Consider the following 22,620-nt stretch of genomic DNA (forward strand, 5'->3'; position numbering starts at 1 on the left):
CATGATTTGCCGTTCTGCAGGCGACGCTTCGGAAGGCGTCGTCGTCCCTCCCCTTGAATGGCGCTTTGCCGGGTCCACGTGGGGTGGCCCGGCGTTTCTTTCATGCCTTCGTTTGCGACAAAGCGCGGGGAGACTTCATGGCTCGTCTGAAGAAAGTGTTGATCGTCGGCGGCGGCACGGCGGGCTGGCTCGCCGCGTGCTATCTCGCCAAGGCGGTGAATGCGGTCGATCCGCAAAGTGTGCAGGTGCATCTGGTGGAATCGCCGGACATCGGTCTGCTCGGGGTAGGGGAGGCAACCTTTCCTTCGATCCGCGGCACGCTCGCTGCCATCGGTCTCGACGAACGTCGCTTCCTGGTCGGTGCGACGGCGACTTACAAGCAGGGTATCCACTACCGTCATTGGATTCGCCCGCCAGGCGCACCGGGTGCCGATCACTTCTTCCACCCCTTCAATGCACCGAGCCAGCGCCCCGGTGGGCCGGAACTGCTGCCGTACTGGCTGCTGGGCGCGGCGCCCGAAGGCATGCCATTCGCCGATGCGGTGTCGATGCAGACCGCGCTGGTCGATCATTCGCGTGCACCTAAACGATTCAATGACCCGGATTATCAGGGGCCGATGAACCACGCGTTCCATTTCGATGCGGCATGCTTCGCTCGCTTACTCGCCGAACACGGACAGGAAACCCTGGGTGTCAAACGCCACGTAGCGACGGTGGAGCGCACCGAGCTGGACGAGCATGGCGCCATCGCGCGTGTGGTGACCAAGGAACTGGGCGAGCTTACCGCCGACCTGTACGTGGACTGCACTGGCTTGCGCGGCATGTTGATCGGCAACGTCATGCAATCACCGTTCCGCAGCCGCGCCGACGTGCTATTTGCCGACCGGGCCGTGGCCATGCAGGTGCCTTATGAGAAGGCCGATACGCCGATCCCGTCCTACACCATTTCCACCGCGCAGGAGGCGGGTTGGATCTGGGACATTGGTCTGCAAAAGCGCCGCGGCGTGGGTTACGTCTACTCGTCGCGACATACGTCCGATGAGCGCGCGGAAGAAGTCTTCCGGGGTTACCTTGGTGCTGCCGCCGAAGGCCTCAAGGCCATGCACATCAAGTTCGAAACGGGTTATCGACCCGAGCATTGGCGCAAGAACTGCATAGCCGTGGGCCTCGCGGGTGGTTTCGTCGAACCGTTGGAATCCACCGGCATCGCGCTGATCGAGTTGGCGACGTATCTGCTTACGCACTTGCTTCCCAACGATACGGACGAGATGGAGCGTGCCGCGCGGCATTTCAACGAGATGATGGTGGCGCGCTATGACCGCATCATCGACTTCATCAAAATGCACTACTGTCTGAGCCAGCGTCGCGACTCGTCCTTCTGGATCGACAATGCCGATCCCGCAAGCATCCCGTACACCCTTCAGGACAAACTGGCGCAGTGGAAACATCGTCCACCGCATCGGCTCGATTTCGTCAGCGACCTCGAAATGTTCCTGGTGTCGAGCTGGCAATACGTGTTGTACGGCATGGAATTCGAGACGGACTTCAGTGCCATGCGCAGTGCGTATCCACGTGTGGATGAAGCGCGGCAGGAGTTTCGCAACATCCAGCTTGCCGCGTCGCAAGCACTGCATGATCTACCCGATCATCGGTCATTGGTGGAGCGGATGTGCCGGGAGTATCGGGAGCGCGCCTTGGCTTGACCCCCCCGATCTGCACGGCGTGCCAACCCTGAAGCATCCGGTTGCCGCGCCCATGGATACGGGGTGTCCGCGCATTAACCGACTTCACGACGGGCGGCGTTTGAACACCGCACGGTTCTCGAACACCATGCTGAGCACAGCCCAGAGGCCGCCGAACAGAATTCCGCCGAGGATCGTCGACACAAGCATGGAGTCGTAGAAGAACCGGTGCGCGGTCATGGCAACCCATATCGACGGTAGAAGCGCGGCCGCGGTCCACGGCCATGGTGGGCCATATCCGATCTCCGCATGACAACTGTGGCAGGCCTTATGGCCCCTGCGCACTTCGAGGGTGCAGTGAGGGCAGATGATGTAGTCAGGGGACAAGAAGGCCACCGTGGGGCGAAAGGCCACCACCGTATGCGCGGAACAGTATTCGTTCCATCGGATCAATCTGAAATGGCGGCCGTTCGGGCTAACCAGGTCACCGAGTGGGCGCTCGTCTTACTCTCGTCCATCCGATGCCTTCTGAATCACCTGAGCGACCGCTTTGGCGACCGTCGCAGGCTGATCGAGTTGAATGTCGTGCGACGTATTGGCAACGGTGACGAGACTGCTTCGCGTCGATGTGGCTGCGATGGCGGACTGGGTCTTCTCTTTGGCCAGCTCCAGCGATGCGCGGACGTCGGCGGGCGCATCTGCATAAGTGCCTGAGGCCGACAACACGATCATGGGCAGCGTACCGAGCGATGGCGTGGAGGCTGCCGGCTGACTGAATACGGTGAGGTTGTCGTGCAACTCCGACGACAACGTTTGCCAGAACGCCGGCTTGCGTTTGTAGGTCGCGATGGCCGCGTTCACTTCCGCGCTGGCTTGGGCGTTGCCCGCGGCGACGCAGCTTTTCAACGCGGGCGGTGGCGATGCCAATTCATGCTTTTCGGCAGCTTCCTTGCACTGGTCGATGAACGCAAAGCGATGTGTGGCCATGGCGTCTTCTTCCTTTGCCCATGCCGGCGCGTACGCCGCTACGTTCTGCGCGGGAGGATCGATCAGTACGACACCGGCTACATCGCCGGCGTAAGTGGCGGCATAGCGCCGTACGATGTTGGTGCCCAGCGAATGCCCAGCCAGGACCAACGGTGTCTTGAGCCCGGCTTTATGGATCAGGGCGTGCAGGTCGGAGACGTCGGCGGCCAGGTCACGTGGCATGGGGCCGAGGTCACTGAAGCCGTAACCGGCGCGGTCATATGAGCAGACCCGATAGTGCGCGGCGAGCAATGGCTGCAGGCGAAACCATGTGGTGGTGTCGGCATGTGAGCCGGACTCAAGCAGCACGGTGGGCGAACCATTGCCCTCGCAACGAAGGTTGAGCCTGCGATGGGGCGCGATCTCCACCGGTGTTCCCGCGTGGGCATAGCTGTCGGGAATGCTTTGCAGGAGGGGGACGTCAGCGCCTTCCGCGTGGGCAACGAACCCCCATACGGATAGCGGCAGCAAACAGGCGAACAGGCGACGGCTTCCTTTCACGACCTTCCCCTTGGTGCGCCACAGCCCGGCGAGCTGCTTGGCGTGCCTGGGAGTGGACTACCTGGGGGCGCGAAAGTTCGATGATACGTAGGTCGAGACGGCTGCGCCGCCGGTCACCAGGACCGGCGGCGCACCGAAACGAACGTCAATGCTCAGCGATAGTTGCGTACGTCGTTGATCGCATGGTCGACGGCGGCTTCTGCCTGGTCGACGTGCATCAGCGAGCGGTGCTTCAGCTCGCGAGTCATCGGATCATCTTCCTCGCGATTGAGGTCGTTATGCACCTTGGCCAGCAGATCGGCGGCCTGGTGCAGTCGACCCGGCTGGTCCATCGGCAAGTCCACCTGCGGATGGTCATTGAGATCCTTGCCGTCGTCATAGGCAGCGTGCTTGATCTCGCCGATAGCGCGGTCGATTTCGGTGATCGCGATGTCTTCCTGGCTGCTTACGGCGGCGTCGCCGGGACGATGCGAAATCATCCAGCGCGCTGTGCGCAGGTCGGACAGCGCGTGCAGGTACGCCGGATGACGCCCGGGCATATCGGCGTGGGCAGACAACGGCAACAGCACGGCGATACCGGCAGTCAGGATCATGCGTTTAAACAGCAACTTCATGCGGCCCCCTTGGGTGTGAAAGTGGCTGCATTATTCAGTGGCGTTGCTTGCGCATGCCTTGCTTCGCTGATGGTCGTTCAGTGGCCAGCGGGTGTCGGAGACGTGGCCGCGTGGAGCTGCCAACCGCACGCATTCCCGGTGATCTCAACAGTGCAGGCGAGATAGATCAGAAGCCGATCACGACCGGGAGCTCTCGCGCGTCCTTGTGCCACACACCGGTGTAGCCATTGCCCTGGGCGACCAGTTCGAAGGTCTCCAGGTCGCGGCCCTCCTTGCCGTTGGTCAACCGCAACGTGTTGCCATTGCGAGCACTGGACAAGGTTATCGGCAGTCGATATTTTTCGTAGAAATAGATCGCCGTTCCTGAGGATGCATCGCTGTCTGCCGCGACACGCATCGTTATCGACGCCGATCCAATACGACCGTGCAGCACTTGGCCGCGCGGCGACGAGGGCTGTTGTGGCTCGTCGTCGCCGAAGAACAGGGTGCGGCCATATGCGGTCAGGAAGCCACGTAGTTTGTCGTCGCTGATCCGTAGCGTGACATCACCCACGTCGTCGAGCGCACGCATGGCGTGGTTACTGCACCGCTCGGCGACAAACGTCACGCTCTTGGCGTCGGGTATGGCAAGTTTCAGATAGCGAAAGGTATCGCTTGAGTCGCTGGAGGTATCGCTTCTGGCTTCGGTGAGTCCAGCCAGGCACTGTTCGTTGAATCCTATGCGCTCATCCAGGTCTGCGTCGGCGTCCTTGGCTTTGTCTGGCGTGCCGGTCATGGCCTGCGTGCGTCGCTGCGCGCGTAGTTCCTTCAGCAGGGCGGTGTACTGGCGAGTTCGCTCCTGTTTCATCATGCGGACGATAGTGGTGCGAGCCTCGGGCGAAATGACGTCGTCCGCCGTGAAAGCGGCGCCCGTGGTTGCGTTGAAATGAAATGATTCAGTCCAATCCTCGCAGTAAGCGCCACAGCCATCGCGTTCTATGGTGATCGAGAGGATGTGCGCATCGTTACGACCGACCGTAAATCCGAGTGAGGTAATCGAATCCAGACGATAGCCGCTATTTGGGATATCGCTGGTAGCCGGCAGTGTGAAGCTTTTGCCGGTGCCTGTAGGTGCGGGTATGCCAACGATTTGCACATAGAGTGCCTCGTTGATGCGTTGCGCTTCCCCGCTGTGTGAGCTGGAAGAGACGAAGGGCATGACAATGGAGCCATTCGACCAGTCGCTCGTGTACGCCGGTGCATCCGCGCCAGACCAAGCCAGCGTGCGCGGAACGACGGAGAAGGCTTGCGCCGCTGCTACCTGACTGTGGGTGACCCATGCAGCCAGCAACGCCATGGCGGCGAGATAACGTGACCAAACACGCCGGGACGACTGTCCCGGTGTGTTGCAGACCTCGATGCGCCTGGAGGATAAGTACATGGTGGTCTGAATCCGTTCTTCACCAGATGCCTATGTTGCGGCGGCGTTCTGGCTCGCGGGGGCTGAAAAAATGGCGTGCGGAGGGCGGGCTGGACGAGGAGGCCCGTCAAGCGTAGCGGTCGGCCAACGCGTCCGTTGCATTCACCAACACGTCCACGATGGCCGGATCGGCGGCGCTATGTCCGGCCAGCACGATGTGGAACGCAGCTTCCGGCCACGCCGTGGCGAGGTCGTAGGCGTTCTTCACCGGGCAGATGACGTCGTAGCGGCCGTGCACAATAGTTGCCGGAATGCGCCGGATGCGGTCCACGTCGCGCAGCAGTTGATCAGGCTCCAGGAATACCTGATGGCGGAAGTAGTGCGCTTCGGTACGCGCGACGCTCACTGCCGCGTGCGGATTCTCGAAGATGCCCGGTTCGTTCGGATCGTGCACCAGCGTCGTGCTGCCACCTTCCCAGTTGCTCCACGCCATCGCGGCGGCCACGCGCACGGACTCATCGTCGCTGTCGAGGCGGCGCCAATAGGCTTCGACCATGTCGTCGCGTTCGTTCTCGGGAATGTGGGCGACGTAGTGCGACCAACGCTCAGGGAAGATCCAGCGCGCGCCGCCATAGAGCTCGTTGAACCAGCGCAGCTCGCCGGGGCGGCCAAGGAAGATGCCGCGCAGCACGAGCCCAAGCACGCGCTCCGGGTGTGCCTGCCCGTAGGCCAGCGCGAGCGTAGAGCCCCACGAGCCGCCGAAGACCACCCAGCGTTCGATACCCAGGTGCTCGCGGATCGTTTCGATGTCCCCGACGAGATGCCCGGTGGTGTTATTGCGCAGCTCCGCGTGCGGCGTCGAGCGACCCGCGCCGCGCTGATCGAACAGCACGATGCGATAGCGTGCGGGATCGAAGAAGCGGCGGTGATACGGGGACACACCCGAGCCGGGGCCGCCGTGCAGGAACACCACGGGCAGGCCATGCGGGTTGCCGCATTCCTCGATGTGCAGCTCGTGAATGTCATCCACGCGCAGGCGCTGGGTGCGATAGGGCTCGATCTCGGGGTATAGCTCGCGCATGGTGCTGCTCCGTCGGCGTACCGTCGAAGCATAGCCACCCCGTAGTGCTTGAGGAAACCGTGACCTACGGGGGAGTGGGCATGGCAGCTTGTCCGGCGGCGCCGGCCATCCCGTTCAGGAGGGCCGGCGCTCCGCGCGGCAAACCACGCCCATGCCGTGGGCGTCAGAGTTTGTAGTTGACGCCGAACATCACCGTACGTCCCCAGGTGTTGTAGTCGAGCGGTCGGCCGATCTGCGTGTTGTCGGGCAGGTTGGAGATCTGCTCGGTCTTGTACGGCGAGTTGGTGAGGTTGTAGATCTGCAGCAGCACCGACAGGCCGTTCCATTGGCCCTGGGTGAAGGCGTAGCCGGCCTGGAAATCGGTCTGCTTGTCGGCCAGCACCTTGTTGTAGCCCAACTGGTCGAACAGCGCGACGGCCTCGCCCGTGAACGAGGAGCGGTAGCGCTCCGTGATGCGGAACGACCAGCCGTACTTCTCGTAGTACAGCGTGAGGTTGGCGATCTTGCGCGACAAGCCGGGCAGGGTGGACGGCGCGCCCGGAATCGACGACACCGCGCTCACCGGAACGGTACTGTTGATCAGCGTGAAGTTGCCCTGCATGCCGAAGCCATCCAGCGCGCGCGCAACCATGCCGCCCTCCAGTGCGCCGGACAGTTCCAGACCCTGCATCTTGCCGCCGGTGCCGTTCAGCGTGATGAGGAAAAAGTCATTTTTAATGTGACGCTGACGTGCATCCCCCGATGATTGGCGCGGCATTCGGGCCGGCCGTCATGTCGTAGAGATCGCCGTTGTTGCCCTTGGTCCACCACACATAAGGGCCGGCGACGTACCGGACGCCCGACGCGGCGAGCGTGTCGACGAAGAGCATCGCGTTGCCCTTCACTGTGAGCATGGCGAAGCTCTGTCCGCCTTGGCGGTTGTAGTAGGTGACCTTGAGCGATTGGCCGCCGTGGCACTGGTAATCGCGCACCAGGGTGTTGTCGACGGGGATGGGCGGTAGATGTGTCGTGTCGGCCATCGCCGCCGTGCCAGCCAGCAAAGCTATGGCTGTGCATGCGATGCGCCTGCTGTAGTGGATGGTGTTCATGGCTCACTTCACCTCGTCGTAGACGTATTCGTGCTGGTCGTCGCGCAACACCAGCTTGCGGTTGTCCCCGCTGCCCGACACCACGAACTCAAAACCATCCGAACCCGGTGAAATGGTGACAAACGAGACGGAGCCGTCGTCGTTCTTGCGCGAAGCGACCTCGCTATGCCACGCGCCGAAATTGAATTCCAGGTTCTTGCCGCTGCGGTCCACCTGGATGCTGCCCACGGCGGGGTTGCGATAGTTGTCGGCCAGCTTTGCCACCTCGGCGGGATCGGCAGGCACGGTGAGGCGTTTTCGCTCAGCGGCGATCTGCGCCTTTAGGCGTTTCACGCCAGCATCGATATCACCCTGCGCCAGCGGCTTGCCGTCAAACAGCACTTCGAGCAGACGGCGTTGGAACGGGCCGCGGATGAAGACGCCGGCGTCGGCGTTGGTCAGGATCACGGCGCCCACACCCTGCTCGGGCAACCACATCATGTCGGAATGGAAACCGGTCAGGTCACCGCCGTGATGCACCACCGGCACGCCCCAGGTGTGATCCACCATCAAGCCCATGCCATAGGTAGCCGTGGTGCCTAGCGCCACGTTGGCCTTGCGTCGTTCGAGTAGCGATTGCCTGGACACGTAACGTTGGCCGTCGGGCAGCAGGCCGTCGTCCAGTTCCATCTGCACATAGCGCAGCATGTCGCTCACTGCGCTCCATGCTGCGCCAGCAGGGCGTGCCGCACGAACGGAATCGTTGATGCCCATGCCGGCAATCGCGGTATGGCCGTCCACGTCCAGGCCGTGTGGCGTGGCGTGGTTGCCAAGCAATGCGCGGTCGTAGTCAAACGTAGTGATCTTCATGCCCAACGGATCGAACACCTGCTTCTGCATGGCGAGGTCGTAGGCCGCGCCGAGCTCCATATTCGGATACAGCGCATGGGCGCCGATATAGCCGGCCGCCGCCGCCATCAGGTTCGAGTACTGGAACAGTTCGCCGAACTTGCTGGTCGGTTGCATGCCCGACAGCGCCTTCATCACCGTCTCTGGCGTGGCATCGCGGCTGTTGAGCAGCCACTCCATGTCCTGCCTCGGCATACCGGTGCAGGCGCAGATCAGGTGGCGCATCAACACTTGCTTGGTGGTCGCGGCGTCGCCCAGCCGGAACGACGGCATCACGTCCACGACCGGCGTGTTCGAGGTGAACTTCTTCTGGTCCACCTCGCGCGCCAGCATCAACGTGGTCAGCGCCTTGGTGTTGGAGGCGATCATGAACAGGGTATCGGCATCGACCGGCGTGGGCTTGTTGATCTCCCGCACACCGAGACCGCCGGCAAACACCACCTTGCCATGATCGATCAGGCCGATGGCCACGCCCGGCACGTCGTACGCCTTGCGCGCGCCATCCACGAAGGCCATCAGCGTCTCCACGCGCGCGGCATCGAGCGGATGCGCTTTCTTGCCGGCGAAACTCTCGCGTTTGTAACCCTTAGGCAGCAGGCGGTCGGAGATGGCACGTAGCTGCGAGGCGCGCTTCTCGGCCACCGCATTGGCCATGTCGTAGATCAGCACCGTGTACTGATTGCCATGTCGATAGGCAATGACGGTGACGCCACGTTTATCGTTAGCGGAGGTCTCGTAGTTGTAGACGCGGACCTGGTCCCAGTCGTCACGCGGTGCGGCGTCAGTGGCGACTTGCAGCGGCCACATCTTGGGCGGTGCGTAGGCTTTCCATGCCTGGGTGACGGCGTCATCGGGCGTGGTGGCCTTTACATCGACCAGCACGGCTTGCGAGTCCGCTTCAGGCGGGGCCAGCGTGACCTTGTTGCCAGCAGCGTGCATGGTCCAGTCGGCGGGTTGCACGAACTGCGTACCCGCGGATGTCGTTCTGGGCGTATCCGCCTTGGTGGTTGTATCGGCGGCTGGCGCGGCTGGTGGCGCGGCGGGCATGGCCAGCGATGTGGAGGCCAGCGCAAACAACCCGACAAATGCAACGCAACGCATCAACATGGAAGTACCTCGCCATAAGGGAGACGCTCTGTTGTCACGTGGGAAAACACAGCGCCGCGTGACGGGGTCGATGACACGGGTGGTGCCGGAAGTCTACACAGGTTGCCCGGCGGCGCCAGTGCGCTTGGGCGGCGGGACAAGCGAACGCTGACATAGGTCACGGCTATGACCATGGCGTCCATACATCCGGTTTCGTGCAGTGCATCCCGCTCATGTGCTTGACGGTGGTCGGCGGTTGTTTTTCCATGCACGGTACCGTTTGGCTATCTTCGCTTGTTCGCGGAAAATTCAACCATGAACACGACTGCTTCCTTACCCATACCCGACTTCCTCGGCCAATTGGCGGCATCCGTTACCCGCGCGCGCACCCTGGAGGAACTGGTGCGTCCCCTGCTTGAGCTGTTGCAGACCGTGACCGGGCTGGAGTCCACCTACCTCACCACCATCGACACCGATGGCGGCTACCAGTACATCCTGTTCTCGCGCAACACCAGTCGCCTGCAGATTCCCGAGGGCTTGGCGGTGCCGTGGGAAGGCACGCTGTGCAAGCGGGCGTTGGAAGAGGGACGCCCCTATACCGACGATGTCGCCAACTGCTGGCCGGATTCCGGTCCCGCGCGGGAGTTGGGCATTGCGACCTATGCGAGTACGCCGGTGCGACTGGACGACGGCACGCTCTACGGCACCCTTTGTGCTGCCAGCGGCGAGCGCAAACCGCTGGAGGATGGCGCTGATCAGGTGCTGCAGATGTTTTCGCGGCTGATCGGCCAGCAGATCGAGCGTGAACGCATGTTGCAGGCGTTGCAGCATGCCAACGACACGCTAGCGGTGAGTGCGTTGACGGATGCCACCACCGGTTTGCCCAACCGGCGCGCCTTGATGGAAGAGCTGCGGCGCCGTCTTGTAGCGCATGGCCCGGCGGGACGCGCGCTGGTCGTGGCCTTTGTCGATCTGGATCAGTTCAAGGCCATCAACGACATCTACGGGCACGACGCCGGTGATCGATTCCTCTCGGCCATCGGTGGGCGTATGCAGGGTACGGTGCGCTCTGGCGACTTCGTCGCGCGCTTGGGCGGCGACGAGTTTGTGGTGCTTTCCAGTCCTGCACATGACGAAGCGCTTGCCGTCGCTGACGCCTTGCGCAAACGCTTGCAGGAGGCGACCACGGGACGCTTTCATCTTGGTGCGCTGTCGTTGGACTACGCGGGGCCAAGCATTGGCAGCATCGTGTCGCTGTCGGGCGACGCGGAACCCGAAGCGCTGATCGCGCAGGCCGACGCCGCCATGTACGAGGTCAAGCGCGAGCGCAAGCAGTCGCAACCGCCGCGCTGAGTCGCGCTCAGTTCAGCGCTGCAGCGCGTAGTCCTTCACCGCGGACACGGCCCGGGCACATGCCGCTCACGCGTTTGTACAGGCGACGGAACGCCGCCTCGCTGCTATAGCCCAACTGTTGCGCAATGCCGGCCACGGATTGTTGCCGATCGCGCAGCATCTGCTCCGCTACGCTGACCCGCCATTGCGTGAGGTACTGCACCGGCGGCAACTTCATCAATTGCGTGAAGCGCTCGGCAAAGGCTGAGCGCGACATGCAGGCCAGCGCAGCCATGGATTGCATCGTCCAGGCTTTGCCTGGGTGATCATGCACCGCCTGCAACACGCGTGCGATACGCGGATCGGCGAGCGAGGCGAACAGGCCTTGACGCTCGCCGTTGGTGCGTGAGTAATCGCAGATGGCGAGCGTGAACAGCGCATCGGCCAGTTTATTGAGGAGCACGTGGCGACCGGCGCAATCGGCGTGCACTACCTCTGCCATGGTCGCGGCCAGTTGGCGGAAGGGTGCGCTGGCGCGTGACGCGTGAATCACCATGCACGACGGCAATGCATGATTAAGAGGGTGCTGGCTGGCGCCAGTGAAGCGAAACTCGCCGCAGATAAGGCTGGTATGCGGAATATCCTGTCCGCGCGCCTCCGCCAGGCGATGCGGTGTGCCATGCGGAAAGATCACCAGATCGCCCGCCTCCAGCGCCACGGTTTCATCGAGTTCATCGCACTCCACCGTGCAGGCGCCGGTGCCCACCAGATGGAACAACCCGCAGTCGATCCGGGGCGCGTCGGCAAACCACGTACCGCAGCGGTGAAGTTCGGCCACTACCTGCACCTGCAGCATCGACCGGTTGAGCAGCGATTCCAGCGCGGGTTCGACAAGCCTCGGGCGTGGCCCCGGCGGTAATGACAGGTTCGGTTCGATGTACATGGGCTTCCCTCCGGCGAATGTCTCCCTGAGACACTTCGCTGTGGGACGAGCCACGGTTACACCGTTGCCGTCAGGTCGTGTGGATGCGCCCAATGAGGCCCTCGTCCAGCCAGCGTCCGAGCAAGGTGGCCATGCGGGGCAGCGCGGCACTTGGGCCGTGGCGCTCGGCCTCACGCCCACATAGTTGCCCGAAGCACTCGCCATTCAGGGCGCCTTGGAGGGCGGGGAGTTCATCGGCTGCCACCACTCGGTAACGTACGTCCAGCGTCGGACGCCAGATGAGCAAGGGGCGTGTCCGCGTGAGCCGCCGCCGTGCGGGGCGCGACGATCCCCGATCGGCCGCGCGGCGGAACGCATCGACGTTGCACGTTGTGTGCAGCAACTGCGCGTGCGGCAGGAGTTGCAGCCGCATGGTCGCCCACGCGTCGGGGGATACGTTCGCGAGCTTAGTCGCGTCAACGGTAGCGTGGTCTGTCGCGTCGAATGCCACGGAAATGGCCCAGTCCAACCGGGCGGCCTCCGCCAGCGCGGGATGGTCGCGCCAGGGCTGCGTGGCAGCAAGGAAGGTCGCCAGTCCTTCTCCATGCCAGCGGATATTGAAGTGCTTGGAGGGGTGCGCGGCGACGTAGTCGTCCAGCAAATCCGCAAAGCGGCGGCCCGCGAGCAGCGACAAGCCTGGAAACTCCGTCGCCAGTGCCTCGCGCAGGCGAATGCGATAGCCGTGTTGGTAGACAGCCAGTCGGCAGGCCTCATCAGCCATCGCATCGCCGCGCAACAGGGCCAGATTCGGCGTCGCCGGCGAACGCAAGGCTTCGGCGAGCTGCAACTGCATGGCGCGAAGGTCGCTCACGCGGCCTCCTGCAGCAGCGCATTGGCGAGGGCGCGGGCGTGGTCCAGTTCCGCGCGCAGTTCAGCAAGCGGGGGAATATGGTCGTCACGCTCGATCATGGTGGATACATGGCCGAAGCGGCGCACGGCTTCCACATAGAGATTCCACACGGCATCGACTACGGGAGCGTCGTGCGTATCGATCAGCAGGTTGCCGCCCTGTTCGTGACCGGCGAGATGGAACTGCTGCACGCGCGCGGCTGGCAGGCCATCGAGGTAATCCAGTGACGAAAAGCCATGATTGTGTGCGCTTACGTGCACATTGTTGATATCAAGCAGGATCAGGCAGTCAGCCCGTTCGGCGACCGCTGCCAGGAACTCCCATTCGGTCAGCTGCGACTGCGCGAAGCGGATATAGCTCGATACGTTTTCCAGAAGGATGCGGCGACCGAGCCGATCCTGCACGCGTCGCACGCGATCCACCACGTGGACCAGTGCTTCCTCGGTATATGGCAGCGGCATCAGGTCGTGCAGGTTCACGCCATTCACGCCGGTCCAGCACAGATGATCGGAGATCCATGCGGGTTGTACGTGGCGGGCTAGTGCAGCGAGCTGGTCCAGATACGCCATGTTGAGCGGATCGGTGCCGCCGATGGACAGTGACACGCCATGCATCACCAGTGGGAAACGCTCACGGAAACGTTCCAGCCAGCGCAGCGGACGGCCGCCCGGTACCAGGTAGTTTTCGGAGACGATCTCCAGCCATTCCACATGGCCCGGTTCGTCGAGCAGCGCTTCATAGTGATCGACGCGCAGACCCAGGCCGAAGCCGAGATACGGTAAATCGCGAGAGGGTTGCTTGATGGTTTTCATGGCAAGGGATGGCGGGGCTTCCACACGGCGCGAAAGCCCCGCCTGCAGGTCTTATGCCTGCTTGACCGCAGCCTGAGCCGCGTCGCAATCGGACTGGCTCTTCTGCATGGTGAAGCCCTGGCCCTTGCACGCGTTCTGGCCCTTGCAGGCATTGGTGGCTTGCTTGCAGGCGCCGTGGCCCTTGCAGGACGACGAGTTCACGCACTTCACGCTGGCGGTGTCAGCAGCATTGCTGCCTGCGGTCTTCTCGGCTGCGGAGGCGGACATCGTGGAGGCGGCGAACAGGCCGGCAACCATCATCGCCATGGCGGCACCGTTGAGCTTGTTGGTCTTCATGGAAAACTCCTGTCAGGTGGTGATGGCCGCCACGTGGCGGCACAGGTAACGAACGTCGGGACAGACACGGGGGTGCGGCCGGTATCGACGTGTCCATTCTCGGCAGGCAAAGGCAGCACGGCTGTCCCCGTGCGTCCCCGATTTGTGCCCGATCGTCCGGCGATGCCGCACCTCGCTACAGACCGGACGGCGGGCAAGAAAGGGTGGACGAACAGACATGGCGGCGGGAGGACGGGGCTTACATCATCCCTGCACCTTTCCTCCACGGACATGCCGTCATGCGTCAGTTCATTGCCGACAAGGCATCGCGATTGCTCGAACAACTCCATCGTGTCGAGTGGGTCGGGCCGCTGGTGGTACGCCTAGTGTTTGGCTATTTCTGGCTGGAGACCGGCATCGCCAAGGTGCATAACCTCGACGGCTTTACCCAGCGCTTTGTCGGTTGGGGCGTTCCATTTCCCGCATTCAGCGCAGGGTTGTCGGCATGGACGGAACTGGTCGGCGGCCTGCTGATCATGCTCGGCCTGTTCACGCGGCTGGTGTGCATTCCCATGCTGATCAACATGGCGGTGGCGGTGACTCTGGTCGTGTCGGCCAACCTCATGAGTTTCGACGACTACGTGGAAGCTGACGAGATCGTCTACAGCCTGATCTTCTTCTGGCTACTCATCAGCGGCCCGGGTAAGGCCAGCCTCGACACATGGGTGGCGCGGGTGCTGGGCATCCGCACGGCGTCGGGAAACGCCTCGATACCTCGCCTCTCCCTGTACACCGCAGCCGATTGATCGTCTTACGCAGGAGTCGCCTTGTCATGAAAACAAACACACTACGTTTGAGCTTTGCTGCACTTGGGTGGTTGCTGGTGGGTTCTGCCGCCGCTGCAGAAGTGCCGTTCAATCAGGCGCAATATGCGCAGGCCGTGGCCACCGGCAAGCCGGTGGTCGTCTATCTGCATGCCGACTGGTGCCCCACCTGCCGTGCGCAGCAGCCCATCGTCGACCGCCTCTCGAAAGAGGCAAGCCTGAAGGACGTGACCATCTTCGTCGCTGACTTCGACAAGGAAACGGCGCTGGAGAAATCCCTCAAGGTGTCGCAGCAGTCCACCTTTGTGGTGTTCAAGCAGGGTCGCGAAGTGGCCCGCTCAACCGGACAAACCTCGGAAACCGCCATTCGCGCCGTGCTGGAGCAAGCCCTCTGATGGACTTCGGTGTCGGCACCTATGCGCTGGGTTTCCTCGCTGGCATGGCTACGTTGCTCTCGCCGTGCGTGTTGCCCATTCTTCCCATCCTGATAGCGTCGGCGTTGTCGCGGCACTGGTGGGGCGGGGCCATGCTCGCGCTGGGGTTGGCGCTGTCGTTCGCATTCACGGGCACGTTCATTGCCACGGTGGGCGCCTCCATCGGGCTCGATGCCGGCACCCTGCGCATCGTCGCTGCATCACTGATGCTGTTGTTCGGCGCGGTGATGTTGTTGCCGCCATTGCAGCGCGCTTTCGCGCGTTTCACGGCGCAGTTGGGCAACAAAGGTCAGCAGGCGCTGGGTTCGGTACGTGGCGAAGGTGGCTTCAGTCAGTTCCTGATCGGCCTGTTGCTGGGACTGGTCTGGAGCCCTTGCGTGGGGCCGACGCTAGGCGCCGCAACCACGCTGGCGGCGCAAGGCCGGAATCTGACGCAGATCGCCCTGCTGATGCTCGTGTTCGGCCTGGGCGCAGGGCTGCCGTTATTGGTGCTGAGCACCGTGTCTGGTGCGGCCGTGACGCGCATGCGCGGTGCGTTGATGTCGATCGGCGGTGTGGCCAAGTCGATGCTGGGGGCGTGTTTCGTGCTGATCGGTCTGATGGTGCTTACCGGCCTGGATCGTCGCTTTGAAGCCTTGGTGCTCTCCATCAGCCCGGACTGGCTGACACGGTTGACGACGTCGCTGTAAGAGCCTCTGGGTAGAGCCAGCTTCGTGCTTATTTGATCGAGCTGAGTAGCGCGGAAAGCCCAAGCCACAACAATTGCATGCCGATGCAGAACGTGACGAGCGCAAACAAGCGCATCACGATCTTGGTGCCCGCCGTGCCTAACCAGCGCTCCAGCGATCCGGCAAAACGCATGCACACATAGATGCTGGCGCTGAGCACCATGAGTGCCGCGACTACGCCCAGGAAATGTCCCGATGCAAGGCCTGTGCTAGGCGAACTGGTGCCCAGTGCAATCGCCACCGAAATGGAGCCGGGACCCACCATCAGCGGTAGCGTCAACGGATAGAACGCCTTGGCGTCCAGCGATGCGCCCGGGCTTGGCTTCTTGATGTCCTGCGTTTTTTCGTTGCTGTCGTCCTCGTCGGGCTTCTGCAACAGGTTCCAACCCGCCACCGCGATGATCAAGCCGCCGGCGACCCGCAGCACCGGAATGGAGATGCCGAAGAAGGTCAGCACGTAGGCGCCCATCAGCAGCGACACGAGCAGGATGGCGAAGCTGTTGACGGTGATGCGCCACGCCAGGTCCGTGCGCTCTGCGGGCGTGCTGTGGGGAATCATGCTCAGCACGATAAAGGCCGAGCCGATGGGATTGATGATGGGGAACAGGCCCGTGATGAGCAGCAGGGCGGTCTGGATGAAGTCCTTCAGCATGGTTCGCTGCTCCCGGGTATCTGGCGGCGATGGATGGGTGGTGCGCGTACATCGCAGCACGGACGGCTTGCCCGGGCAAGGTTATACCGGGCGGCAGCAACGTAGCACGGAGTGTGCGAGGTGACGCTGGTTCAAACGGCCGTCGGGGCGTCATCCTCCACCGCGAAATGGTGAAGGATGCCACCAAGGCTGCGTAGGTCCTGGCTATTGTGGCGCGCCACGCGATGCAGCGGCCCTGCCGAGCCGCCACGCAGGAAGCCCAGCCAGGCGGCCGGCGCTTCGGAACCGGGCAGGTCGTCTTCCCGCACCACCTGTAACAGTTGCCGTTCGGCGGTGGCGAGGCGGCAGTTTTCCCAGGCAGCACGCCAGCGCCGCCGTACCGGGTGCAACAGATCGATATGCGCCAGGCCCTCCAGCGGGCAGGCGCGCTGAAGCAACCGAAAACGTGTCTTGAGCAGCGGCGTGTCGTACGACTTGCCGTTGTAACTGACTAGTACCGCATCCGGGTGCAGCCACGATGCGAAGCAGTCGAGCATGGCCGCTTCGCCGGCCAGCGTGGTGATCAGTAGCTGACGTTCGCGAAAAGCGCCTTCGTGCCAGTCGCCCACGCCGATCATGAAAGCACGCGTGCCCGTGCCGCCGGCCAGGCCGGTGGTTTCGGTGTCGAACAGGAACAGGCGTTCGGGTGCAATCACGTCATCGACTCGGGCGAAGTCGGCATGGAACGTGGGTGGCGTCGGCGGCCATGCACTACGCGTCTCGCATAGCTGCAGGCCGGGTGCAATCGTTTCGCCCGGCAGCGAGGCTGGATCTGTGACCACGTTGCGTCGTGGTTTGCCTTGCGCGCGCTGGCGGATGCCGAGCAACTGGCGGATGTTGTCGGGCAGCGCGGGTCGCGGCTGTGTGGGTACTGGTGTGGGCGCGGGTGGCGTTACACCTGCCTGACGGCGCAGCCCGCGCAGTTTGTCGGCCAGCGCGCTCATAGCGCGACGATCAGGTCGAGCACGCGCGTGGCTAGCGATTTCAACGAGCGTTCGTTCTGCTCGTCCACGGCCAGCACCGGTCCGACGCAGGCGGGGCAGCCTGCGCGGCAGTCGCAGCGATGCACCAGCTCGCGCGCGAGGCGTACGAGGTCTTCGCGTCGCTCGAACAGCGGTGCGCTCAGGCCGACGCCGCCGGGGAAGGCATCGTAGAGATAGAGCGTGGGGATGAAGGGCCCCAACGTCGACGGCTCGCTTTCGCCAAAGCCGGAGCGGATCTGCGCACGGCCATTCGCATCGGGCGTGGCGAACCAGGCGCCGTCGCCACTGCCCACGGCCTTCTGCAGGTCGCGTGCCTCGGCCATCACCGCGACCGTCGCCACAATATGCAGCGCGTGCGCCGCTGCGAGGAAACCGTCCAGCGCCTCCTGCCGGTGGTCGAACGCCTGTTCCAGCGCACGTTGCGGCAACTGCCACCACACGGCGGTGGTGTGCAATTCCAGATCGGGAAGATTCACCGGGCCGTAGCCGATGTTCTCGTGCGTGTAGTAACGGATCTTCTTGTAGCCCGCCACACGACGCGCGACGTGCACCTCGCCATGGTGCGCGCTGCCTGCGCCCGCCGGCGAGCCGTCGAAGGCTTCCAGTACCTTGAGCTTGGTGTAGTCGATGGCGTCGGTGTAGTAGTCGACGTGGGTGCGCGTGACGAAAGCCTTGCGGCCGCTCCAATCAAGCCGATCCACCTGATACGGCACGGACTGGATCATGTGGATGGCACCCTCATACAGCGTCAGCGAGGCCGCGCTGAAATCCACCTCCGCCACGATGGTCTGGCGACCGTTGGTACGATCCACCACGACGAAGTTGCCGTCCGCCACCGAGCGCAGCGACACGGCGTTAGCGGGGTAGCTGTCGGCGATCCACTCGAAGCGTTCGCCTTCCTGATGCAGCACGCCTTCTTCCGTGAGCACGTGTAGCCATGGCGTAGCGTCCTGCGGGCCAAACAGTTCACCGTCCTTGAAGGGCAGCTCAAAGGCGGCGCAGCGGATATGGTCCAGCAGGATCAGCGGCTGGTCGGCCGCGATGCGCGCATGTTCCGGCGTCGCACCCTGAAAGAATTCCGGGTGGCGCACCAGGTACTGGTCCAGCGGATCGCTGCTGGCGACCAGCACGCCCAGCGATGCCTGCTGGCGGCGGCCCGCGCGGCCAAAGCGCTGCCAGGTAGCCGCCACGCTGCCGGGATAGCCGTTGAGCACCACCACGTCGAGTGCGCCGATATCCACGCCCAGTTCCAAAGCGGATGTGCTGACGATGCCGTCCACCTGTCCCGCGCGCATCTCACGTTCCGCCGCGCGCCGCTCGGTCGGCAGGTAGCCGCCGCGATACGCGCGGATGCGCGGCGGCTTGCGTGGATCGTTGTCGAATACGTCTTTCAGGTACTTGGTGAGCACTTCCACCATCAGGCGCGACTGCGCGAATACCAGGGTTTTCAGCCCTGCGCGGATCGCCGTGCGCGCGATGCGGTTGGACTGTGAGCGCGCCGATGCGCGTAGCCCCAAGTCCGGGTTCACCACCGGCGGATTCCACAGCAGCACGTGTTTTTCGCCCACCGGCGCGCCACTTTCGGTAATCGCGGTGACCGGCTGTTCGATCAGCGCGCTCGCGTGTTCCGCAGGATTGCCAATGGTGGCCGAGCACAGGATGAACTGCGGCGACACGCCATAGAACGCACAAACGCGCTGCAAGCGGCGTAGCACATTGGCCACGTGCGAACCGAACACGCCGCGATAGGTGTGTACCTCGTCGATCACCACATAACGCAGGTTTTCGAAGAACTGCGCCCACTTGGTGTGGTGCGGCAGGATGGCCTGATGCAGCATGTCCGGATTGCTCACCACGATATCGCCGTGCAGGCGGATCGCCTGCCGCGCATCGCCGGGCGTGTCGCCGTCAAAGGTGAACGCCTTCACGCCCAGCTCGCCGGCCTGATTGAGTTCCAGCAGCTCCGCCACCTGATCCTGCGCCAACGCCTTGGTCGGAAACAGAAACAATGCCTTGGCGCGCTGACGTATCGCCGCGCTGATCACCGGCAGGGTGTAGCACAGCGATTTGCCCGAGGCCGTAGGCGTGGCAATCACCACGTGCTCGCCGGCAGCGGCGGCATCCCAGGCCTGCGCCTGGTGTGCGTAAAGCTGGCCGATGCCACGCGAACGCAGCGCTTCCGCCAAGGCCGGGGGCATATCACCGGGCAGGGCAGCGAATTGCCCTTCGCGCCCCGGCAACACGAACGAGCCGGTGATGCGGTCGCCATAACGCTTCACCAGCCGCCGCGCCAGTTGATCACCGCCCGATACAGGCGCCGCCAGCGCGCCATCACCGCGCATCGCGCGTTGGGCCAAGGGGTTAGGCAAGGCGTTCATCGGTGCGCTCCGTCCGGGGACGGCATTGCACCTGTGGCGCGTCTCAATCCTTGAGACTTCAGGGATCGAGCGTCTCCCGTTGGGCTCTTCGGTACCAGCCGGCAACGGTGAGGCAACCCTATCCGATAAGCATCGCCACGAAGACAGTCAGGAAGGTAGCGCCGATCGCTCCGCAAATACCGGTGGTCGCCACTACGAATACCTTATGGTGACCCCATCGGTGATACGCGGAGCGGGCGAGCAGCATCAGCGCGATATAGCAGAGCGGCATCTGCAGAAGTTGTGCGTAACCGGACTGACCCTCGAAATCGGAGACGCCTTCGATATGTTTGGTAAGAACGAAGGACGCTACAGCGGATAACGGTATGCCGCTGATGAAACAGCAAATGGTGTACGCGGTTTTCCACGGGTTCTTCTTCGTACTGGGTTCATCGGTCATGGTGTTTCGGTGTCTCTATGAGCGCCTCGCGGGCGGGTAGGCCGGCCCCATGCGCAGGGTACCGGTGGGCGCGTTGGTTTGTCCGGCTGGTGCATAGACCTGGTTGGCTGTGCCCTGGATCATACCCATGGCGGCCGGGAGCAGCAGCCAGACGAACAGCCAACCTGTGGAGGCTATGGGACAGGCCTCAAACGCGCCTTGAGTGGCTATGCTCCATGCGTGGGGCGGGGCTCACTGGGGCACTGGCGAAGGCTCGCACCCGGAGGCACTTAAGTGTTTTCTAAGCTCGGTGCCGGATAATCCCAGCGTATCCGCCGTAGGGTGGAAGGAGTGTCGGGCGAGTGCATATTCTTCTGGTCGAAGACGACGCGCAGCTGGGATCGGCGATCCAGCGCGCACTGGAACGGCTGAGCTACACGGTGTCGTGGCTGCGCGATGGCCGTTCGGCGCTGGTTGCCATGCGTGATCGCACTGCCGATCTGGTGCTGCTGGATCTGGGGCTGCCTGGGCGTGATGGCATCGAGGTGCTGGTGGAGGCGCGACGCGCCCACGTGGAAACGCCGGTACTGGTGATGACGGCGCGTGACGACCTGTCCGCCCGCGTGGATGGGCTCGACGCGGGTGCGGACGATTACCTGACCAAGCCGTTTCACGTCGAAGAACTCGCGGCGCGCATCCGCTCGCTGACGCGGCGCATGCGTGGCCTGTCGGTCAACCGCATCGACGTGGGTGCGCTGAGCCTGGATGTGGGCACGTCGGAAGTGAGTTTTCGTGGCGACGTGGTGGAGCTCACGCGCCGCGAGTTTGCGCTGCTGCAGGCCTTGATGGAAAACGCCGGCAAGCTGGTGCGCCGCGAAAGCCTGGAGAACTCGCTCTACGGGCTGGATCACGTGGTGGGCAACAATGCGTTGGAAGTGCTGGTGCATTCGCTGCGCCGCAAGCTGAGCTTCGAGACGATCCGCAACGTGCGGGGCTTTGGCTACATGATTCCGCAGGACCCCAAGTGAGTCGATCCAGTCTGCGTTCCCGGCTTCGCTGGTTGATCCTTGGCGTCATCGCGCTGGTCTTTGTGCCGCTGGGTATCTACAGCATGCGGCGCACCATCAACGAGGTGAACGAGCTGTCGGACGGACGGCTCGCGCAATCGGCGCGCACGCTGCAGACGCTGGTTGACGACATTGGCCTGCCCGCCTTGCAGCGCCATACCGTCGAGTCGGGCGTGGTGGTGCCGATCACGGCCAAGTCCACGCAGGAACTGGTATTGCACGGCCATACCTACGAATCGGAAGTTGGCTTTCAGATGTTCGACCACAGTGGCCGAACGCTGATGGCCACCGGGAATCTCACCATGTTGCCGCCGCCGGATGCGGCGCACCCCGGCTTCCAGAATGTGCGCCTGGGCCGTTATCGCTGGCGGCTATTCACGCTGCCACCCACGCGGGATGGCGTGGTCGTGCGCGCCGCGGAGCGTTACGACAGCCGTCGCGACATCTCCATGGCCTTGTGGGTCGAACATGCGTTGGCGCCGCTGATCGCGCTGCCGGTGCTGGCGCTGCTGGTGGGCTGGGCGGTGCGGCGTGGTCTGCGGCCGCTAGATGCCCTGGCGGAGAAGTTGTCTGCACGCAAACCCGGCAGCCGCGACACGCTCGATGTGGTCGAGGCGCCGCGCGAACTGGAGCCAGTGCTGGATGCGCTCAACAGCCAGTTCACCCTGCTGGAGGAGGCATTGGAGCGCGAGCGCCGCTTCAGTGCGGACGTAGCGCATGAACTGCGTACGCCGATCGCCTCCACCATGATCAACCTGGAAAACGCCGAGGCCAGCCGCGATACGCGCGAGGCGGATGTGGCCCTGTCGGGTGCGCGCCAAAGCCTTGCCGCATTGGCGCGTCGTGTCGAACAACTGTTGTCGCTGGCGCGGTTGGAAGCCAGCTCGCGTACGGACCAGCACGTGGATGTCGACCTGCTGGCGGTATCGCGCACGGTCATCGAGGAACTGGCGCCGCTCATTGGCGACACGGACGTGGAGCTGGATGTGGCGCTGGCCGACGGGTCGCTAATGGTGCGCGGGAACGAAGTGGCGCTGGCCGCCATGCTGCGCAACCTGCTGGACAACGCGCTGCGCCACGTGCCGGCCGGCGGGTTGGTCAAGCTGACCGTCCAGCGTGAGCAGGACGAGGCGATGATCGATGTGATCGACAACGGCGAGGGCATCCCGCCCGAGCGCCGCGCGGCGGTATTCGCACGCTTCCATCGCGAGGCGAGCAGCCGGGGCGACGGCTACGGTCTGGGCCTTTCCATCGTCCAGCGCGCCGCGCAGATGCATGACGCTTCGATCGAGCTGCTGGATTCGCCGTTTGGGCGCGGCCTGCGCGTGTCCGTACGCCTTCCGCTAAGCCGGATCTGAAACCCGTAACGGCTGACACGTTTCTTTACAAAGAGAACGCTAAGAGATTTTCGGTAGGGTATGGCATCCCCATACCTTGTACG

The 22,620-nt window shown here is 63.5% G+C and carries 23 protein-coding genes; 7 read left to right on the forward strand and 16 right to left on the reverse strand.

The genetic code is table 11. The annotated features are described in order from the left end of the window. Window positions 1-137 precede the first annotated feature (137 nt). Window positions 138-1,703 (forward strand): tryptophan halogenase family protein, encoded by a 1,566-nt coding sequence (locus DYST_RS16545; RefSeq protein ID WP_239946737.1) that lies wholly within the window; start codon window positions 138-140, stop codon window positions 1,701-1,703. 84 nt (window positions 1,704-1,787) lie between these two features. Here the strand turns inward: DYST_RS16545 and DYST_RS24055 are convergent, their stop codons facing one another. From DYST_RS24055 to DYST_RS16580, 8 genes are all read right to left on the reverse strand, one after another. Beyond that, a complete protein-coding gene (locus DYST_RS24055) occupies window positions 1,788-1,922 on the reverse strand; it encodes a hypothetical protein (RefSeq protein ID WP_275666855.1) in 135 nt (44 codons plus the stop codon). Window positions 1,923-2,186: 264 nt separating this feature from the next. Then, window positions 2,187-3,209 carry an alpha/beta fold hydrolase gene (locus DYST_RS16550; protein WP_239946740.1) on the reverse strand — a complete coding sequence of 341 codons (1,023 nt, stop codon included), beginning with the start codon at window positions 3,207-3,209 and terminating at the stop codon, window positions 2,187-2,189. 152 nt (window positions 3,210-3,361) lie between these two features. After that, a complete protein-coding gene (locus tag DYST_RS16555; RefSeq protein ID WP_199178953.1) occupies window positions 3,362-3,823 on the reverse strand; it encodes a hypothetical protein in 462 nt (153 codons plus the stop codon). Window positions 3,824-3,989: 166 nt separating this feature from the next. Then, on the reverse strand, window positions 3,990-5,243 hold the full coding sequence (locus DYST_RS16560; RefSeq protein WP_239946741.1) for a hypothetical protein: 1,254 nt from the start codon (window positions 5,241-5,243) through the stop codon (window positions 3,990-3,992). Between the two features lie 106 nt (window positions 5,244-5,349). After that, complete coding sequence (gene pip, locus DYST_RS16565; protein WP_239946743.1) at window positions 5,350-6,303, reverse strand: prolyl aminopeptidase; 954 nt, start codon at window positions 6,301-6,303, stop codon at window positions 5,350-5,352. A 163-nt stretch (window positions 6,304-6,466) separates the two neighbouring features. Next, complete coding sequence (locus DYST_RS16570) at window positions 6,467-7,060, reverse strand: hypothetical protein (protein ID WP_343214835.1); 594 nt, start codon at window positions 7,058-7,060, stop codon at window positions 6,467-6,469. Next, window positions 7,017-7,391: an MliC family protein gene (locus tag DYST_RS16575; protein ID WP_239946745.1), complete on the reverse strand. Its 375-nt coding sequence runs from the start codon at window positions 7,389-7,391 to the stop codon at window positions 7,017-7,019. Before DYST_RS16575 ends, DYST_RS16570 begins: the two co-directional genes overlap by 44 nt. Window positions 7,392-7,394: 3 nt before the next feature. Further along, window positions 7,395-9,386 carry a serine hydrolase domain-containing protein gene (locus DYST_RS16580; protein ID WP_239946746.1) on the reverse strand — a complete coding sequence of 664 codons (1,992 nt, stop codon included), beginning with the start codon at window positions 9,384-9,386 and terminating at the stop codon, window positions 7,395-7,397. 294 nt (window positions 9,387-9,680) lie between these two features. Between DYST_RS16580 and DYST_RS16585 the strand changes: the two genes are divergently transcribed. Continuing rightward, a complete protein-coding gene (locus DYST_RS16585; RefSeq protein ID WP_102303074.1) occupies window positions 9,681-10,718 on the forward strand; it encodes a sensor domain-containing diguanylate cyclase in 1,038 nt (345 codons plus the stop codon). 7 nt (window positions 10,719-10,725) lie between these two features. Here DYST_RS16585 and DYST_RS16590 read toward each other — a convergent pair whose 3' ends face one another. The 4 genes from DYST_RS16590 to bufA2 form a co-directional block, all read right to left on the reverse strand. Then, on the reverse strand, window positions 10,726-11,640 hold the full coding sequence (locus DYST_RS16590; RefSeq protein ID WP_239946748.1) for an AraC family transcriptional regulator: 915 nt from the start codon (window positions 11,638-11,640) through the stop codon (window positions 10,726-10,728). A 70-nt stretch (window positions 11,641-11,710) separates the two neighbouring features. Further along, window positions 11,711-12,490 carry a DNA-binding domain-containing protein gene (locus DYST_RS16595; protein ID WP_239946749.1) on the reverse strand — a complete coding sequence of 260 codons (780 nt, stop codon included), beginning with the start codon at window positions 12,488-12,490 and terminating at the stop codon, window positions 11,711-11,713. Then, window positions 12,487-13,341 (reverse strand): MNIO family bufferin maturase, encoded by an 855-nt coding sequence (gene bufB / locus DYST_RS16600; RefSeq protein ID WP_239946751.1) that lies wholly within the window; start codon window positions 13,339-13,341, stop codon window positions 12,487-12,489. Before bufB ends, DYST_RS16595 begins: the two co-directional genes overlap by 4 nt. Before the next feature lie 51 nt (window positions 13,342-13,392). Then, entirely contained in the window at window positions 13,393-13,677 is a 285-nt protein-coding gene (gene bufA2, locus DYST_RS16605; protein ID WP_102303070.1) for a BufA2 family periplasmic bufferin-type metallophore, read from the reverse strand. Window positions 13,678-13,955: 278 nt separating this feature from the next. Here bufA2 and DYST_RS16610 point away from each other — a divergent pair, with 278 nt between their 5' ends. Genes DYST_RS16610 through DYST_RS16620 form a run of 3 tightly spaced genes read left to right on the forward strand, consistent with a single transcriptional unit; the run spans window position 13,956 to window position 15,603 of the window. Next, window positions 13,956-14,462 carry a DoxX family protein gene (locus DYST_RS16610; protein WP_239946753.1) on the forward strand — a complete coding sequence of 169 codons (507 nt, stop codon included), beginning with the start codon at window positions 13,956-13,958 and terminating at the stop codon, window positions 14,460-14,462. 26 nt (window positions 14,463-14,488) lie between these two features. Continuing rightward, window positions 14,489-14,875, forward strand: a complete 387-nt coding sequence (locus DYST_RS16615; RefSeq protein ID WP_102303068.1) for a thioredoxin family protein — start codon at window positions 14,489-14,491, stop codon at window positions 14,873-14,875. Next, complete coding sequence (locus DYST_RS16620) at window positions 14,875-15,603, forward strand: cytochrome c biogenesis CcdA family protein (protein ID WP_239946755.1); 729 nt, start codon at window positions 14,875-14,877, stop codon at window positions 15,601-15,603. The genes DYST_RS16615 and DYST_RS16620 overlap by 1 nt, the downstream gene beginning before the upstream one ends. Window positions 15,604-15,631: 28 nt before the next feature. Here the strand turns inward: DYST_RS16620 and DYST_RS16625 are convergent, their stop codons facing one another. From DYST_RS16625 to DYST_RS16640, 4 genes are all read right to left on the reverse strand, one after another. Next, window positions 15,632-16,294: a MarC family protein gene (locus tag DYST_RS16625; RefSeq protein WP_239946756.1), complete on the reverse strand. Its 663-nt coding sequence runs from the start codon at window positions 16,292-16,294 to the stop codon at window positions 15,632-15,634. A gap of 131 nt (window positions 16,295-16,425) precedes the next feature. Then, window positions 16,426-17,277 (reverse strand): ribonuclease H-like domain-containing protein, encoded by an 852-nt coding sequence (locus DYST_RS16630; protein WP_239946758.1) that lies wholly within the window; start codon window positions 17,275-17,277, stop codon window positions 16,426-16,428. Further along, complete coding sequence (locus DYST_RS16635; protein WP_239952139.1) at window positions 17,274-19,658, reverse strand: DEAD/DEAH box helicase; 2,385 nt, start codon at window positions 19,656-19,658, stop codon at window positions 17,274-17,276. Before DYST_RS16635 ends, DYST_RS16630 begins: the two co-directional genes overlap by 4 nt. Window positions 19,659-19,812: 154 nt before the next feature. Beyond that, the gene (locus tag DYST_RS16640; protein ID WP_239946760.1) at window positions 19,813-20,133 is read right to left on the reverse strand and encodes a hypothetical protein; all 321 of its coding nucleotides are present in this window, start codon (window positions 20,131-20,133) and stop codon (window positions 19,813-19,815) included. A 341-nt stretch (window positions 20,134-20,474) separates the two neighbouring features. Here DYST_RS16640 and DYST_RS16645 point away from each other — a divergent pair, with 341 nt between their 5' ends. Together DYST_RS16645 and DYST_RS16650 are read left to right on the forward strand one after the other, a co-directional pair. Then, a complete protein-coding gene (locus DYST_RS16645) occupies window positions 20,475-21,140 on the forward strand; it encodes a response regulator (RefSeq protein ID WP_102303063.1) in 666 nt (221 codons plus the stop codon). Then, window positions 21,137-22,537, forward strand: a complete 1,401-nt coding sequence (locus DYST_RS16650; RefSeq protein ID WP_239946761.1) for an ATP-binding protein — start codon at window positions 21,137-21,139, stop codon at window positions 22,535-22,537. Before DYST_RS16645 ends, DYST_RS16650 begins: the two co-directional genes overlap by 4 nt. The last annotated feature ends 83 nt before the right edge of the window (window positions 22,538-22,620 follow it).

It is taken from the genome of Dyella terrae, assembly GCF_022394535.1.
In the GTDB taxonomy this organism is placed as follows: domain Bacteria; phylum Pseudomonadota; class Gammaproteobacteria; order Xanthomonadales; family Rhodanobacteraceae; genus Dyella.

Bases quoted from the DNA above. Each gene is read 5' to 3' on its own strand.
- DYST_RS16545 (WP_239946737.1), top strand. From the start codon at position 138: ATGGCTCGTCTGAAGAAAGTGTTGATCGTCGGCGGCGGCACGGCGGGC.
- DYST_RS24055 (WP_275666855.1), bottom strand. From the start codon at position 1,922: ATGACCGCGCACCGGTTCTTCTACGACTCCATGCTTGTGTCGACGATC.
- DYST_RS16555 (WP_199178953.1), bottom strand. From the start codon at position 3,823: ATGAAGTTGCTGTTTAAACGCATGATCCTGACTGCCGGTATCGCCGTG.
- DYST_RS16560 (WP_239946741.1), bottom strand. From the start codon at position 5,243: ATGTACTTATCCTCCAGGCGCATCGAGGTCTGCAACACACCGGGACAG.
- pip (WP_239946743.1), bottom strand. From the start codon at position 6,303: ATGCGCGAGCTATACCCCGAGATCGAGCCCTATCGCACCCAGCGCCTG.
- DYST_RS16570 (WP_343214835.1), bottom strand. From the start codon at position 7,060: ATGCCGCGCCAATCATCGGGGGATGCACGTCAGCGTCACATTAAAAAT.
- DYST_RS16575 (WP_239946745.1), bottom strand. From the start codon at position 7,391: ATGAACACCATCCACTACAGCAGGCGCATCGCATGCACAGCCATAGCT.
- DYST_RS16580 (WP_239946746.1), bottom strand. From the start codon at position 9,386: ATGTTGATGCGTTGCGTTGCATTTGTCGGGTTGTTTGCGCTGGCCTCC.
- DYST_RS16585 (WP_102303074.1), top strand. From the start codon at position 9,681: ATGAACACGACTGCTTCCTTACCCATACCCGACTTCCTCGGCCAATTG.
- DYST_RS16590 (WP_239946748.1), bottom strand. From the start codon at position 11,640: ATGTACATCGAACCGAACCTGTCATTACCGCCGGGGCCACGCCCGAGG.
- bufB (WP_239946751.1), bottom strand. From the start codon at position 13,341: ATGAAAACCATCAAGCAACCCTCTCGCGATTTACCGTATCTCGGCTTC.
- bufA2 (WP_102303070.1), bottom strand. From the start codon at position 13,677: ATGAAGACCAACAAGCTCAACGGTGCCGCCATGGCGATGATGGTTGCC.
- DYST_RS16610 (WP_239946753.1), top strand. From the start codon at position 13,956: ATGCGTCAGTTCATTGCCGACAAGGCATCGCGATTGCTCGAACAACTC.
- DYST_RS16615 (WP_102303068.1), top strand. From the start codon at position 14,489: ATGAAAACAAACACACTACGTTTGAGCTTTGCTGCACTTGGGTGGTTG.
- DYST_RS16620 (WP_239946755.1), top strand. From the start codon at position 14,875: ATGGACTTCGGTGTCGGCACCTATGCGCTGGGTTTCCTCGCTGGCATG.
- DYST_RS16625 (WP_239946756.1), bottom strand. From the start codon at position 16,294: ATGCTGAAGGACTTCATCCAGACCGCCCTGCTGCTCATCACGGGCCTG.
- DYST_RS16630 (WP_239946758.1), bottom strand. From the start codon at position 17,277: ATGAGCGCGCTGGCCGACAAACTGCGCGGGCTGCGCCGTCAGGCAGGT.
- DYST_RS16635 (WP_239952139.1), bottom strand. From the start codon at position 19,658: ATGCGCGGTGATGGCGCGCTGGCGGCGCCTGTATCGGGCGGTGATCAA.
- DYST_RS16640 (WP_239946760.1), bottom strand. From the start codon at position 20,133: ATGACCGATGAACCCAGTACGAAGAAGAACCCGTGGAAAACCGCGTAC.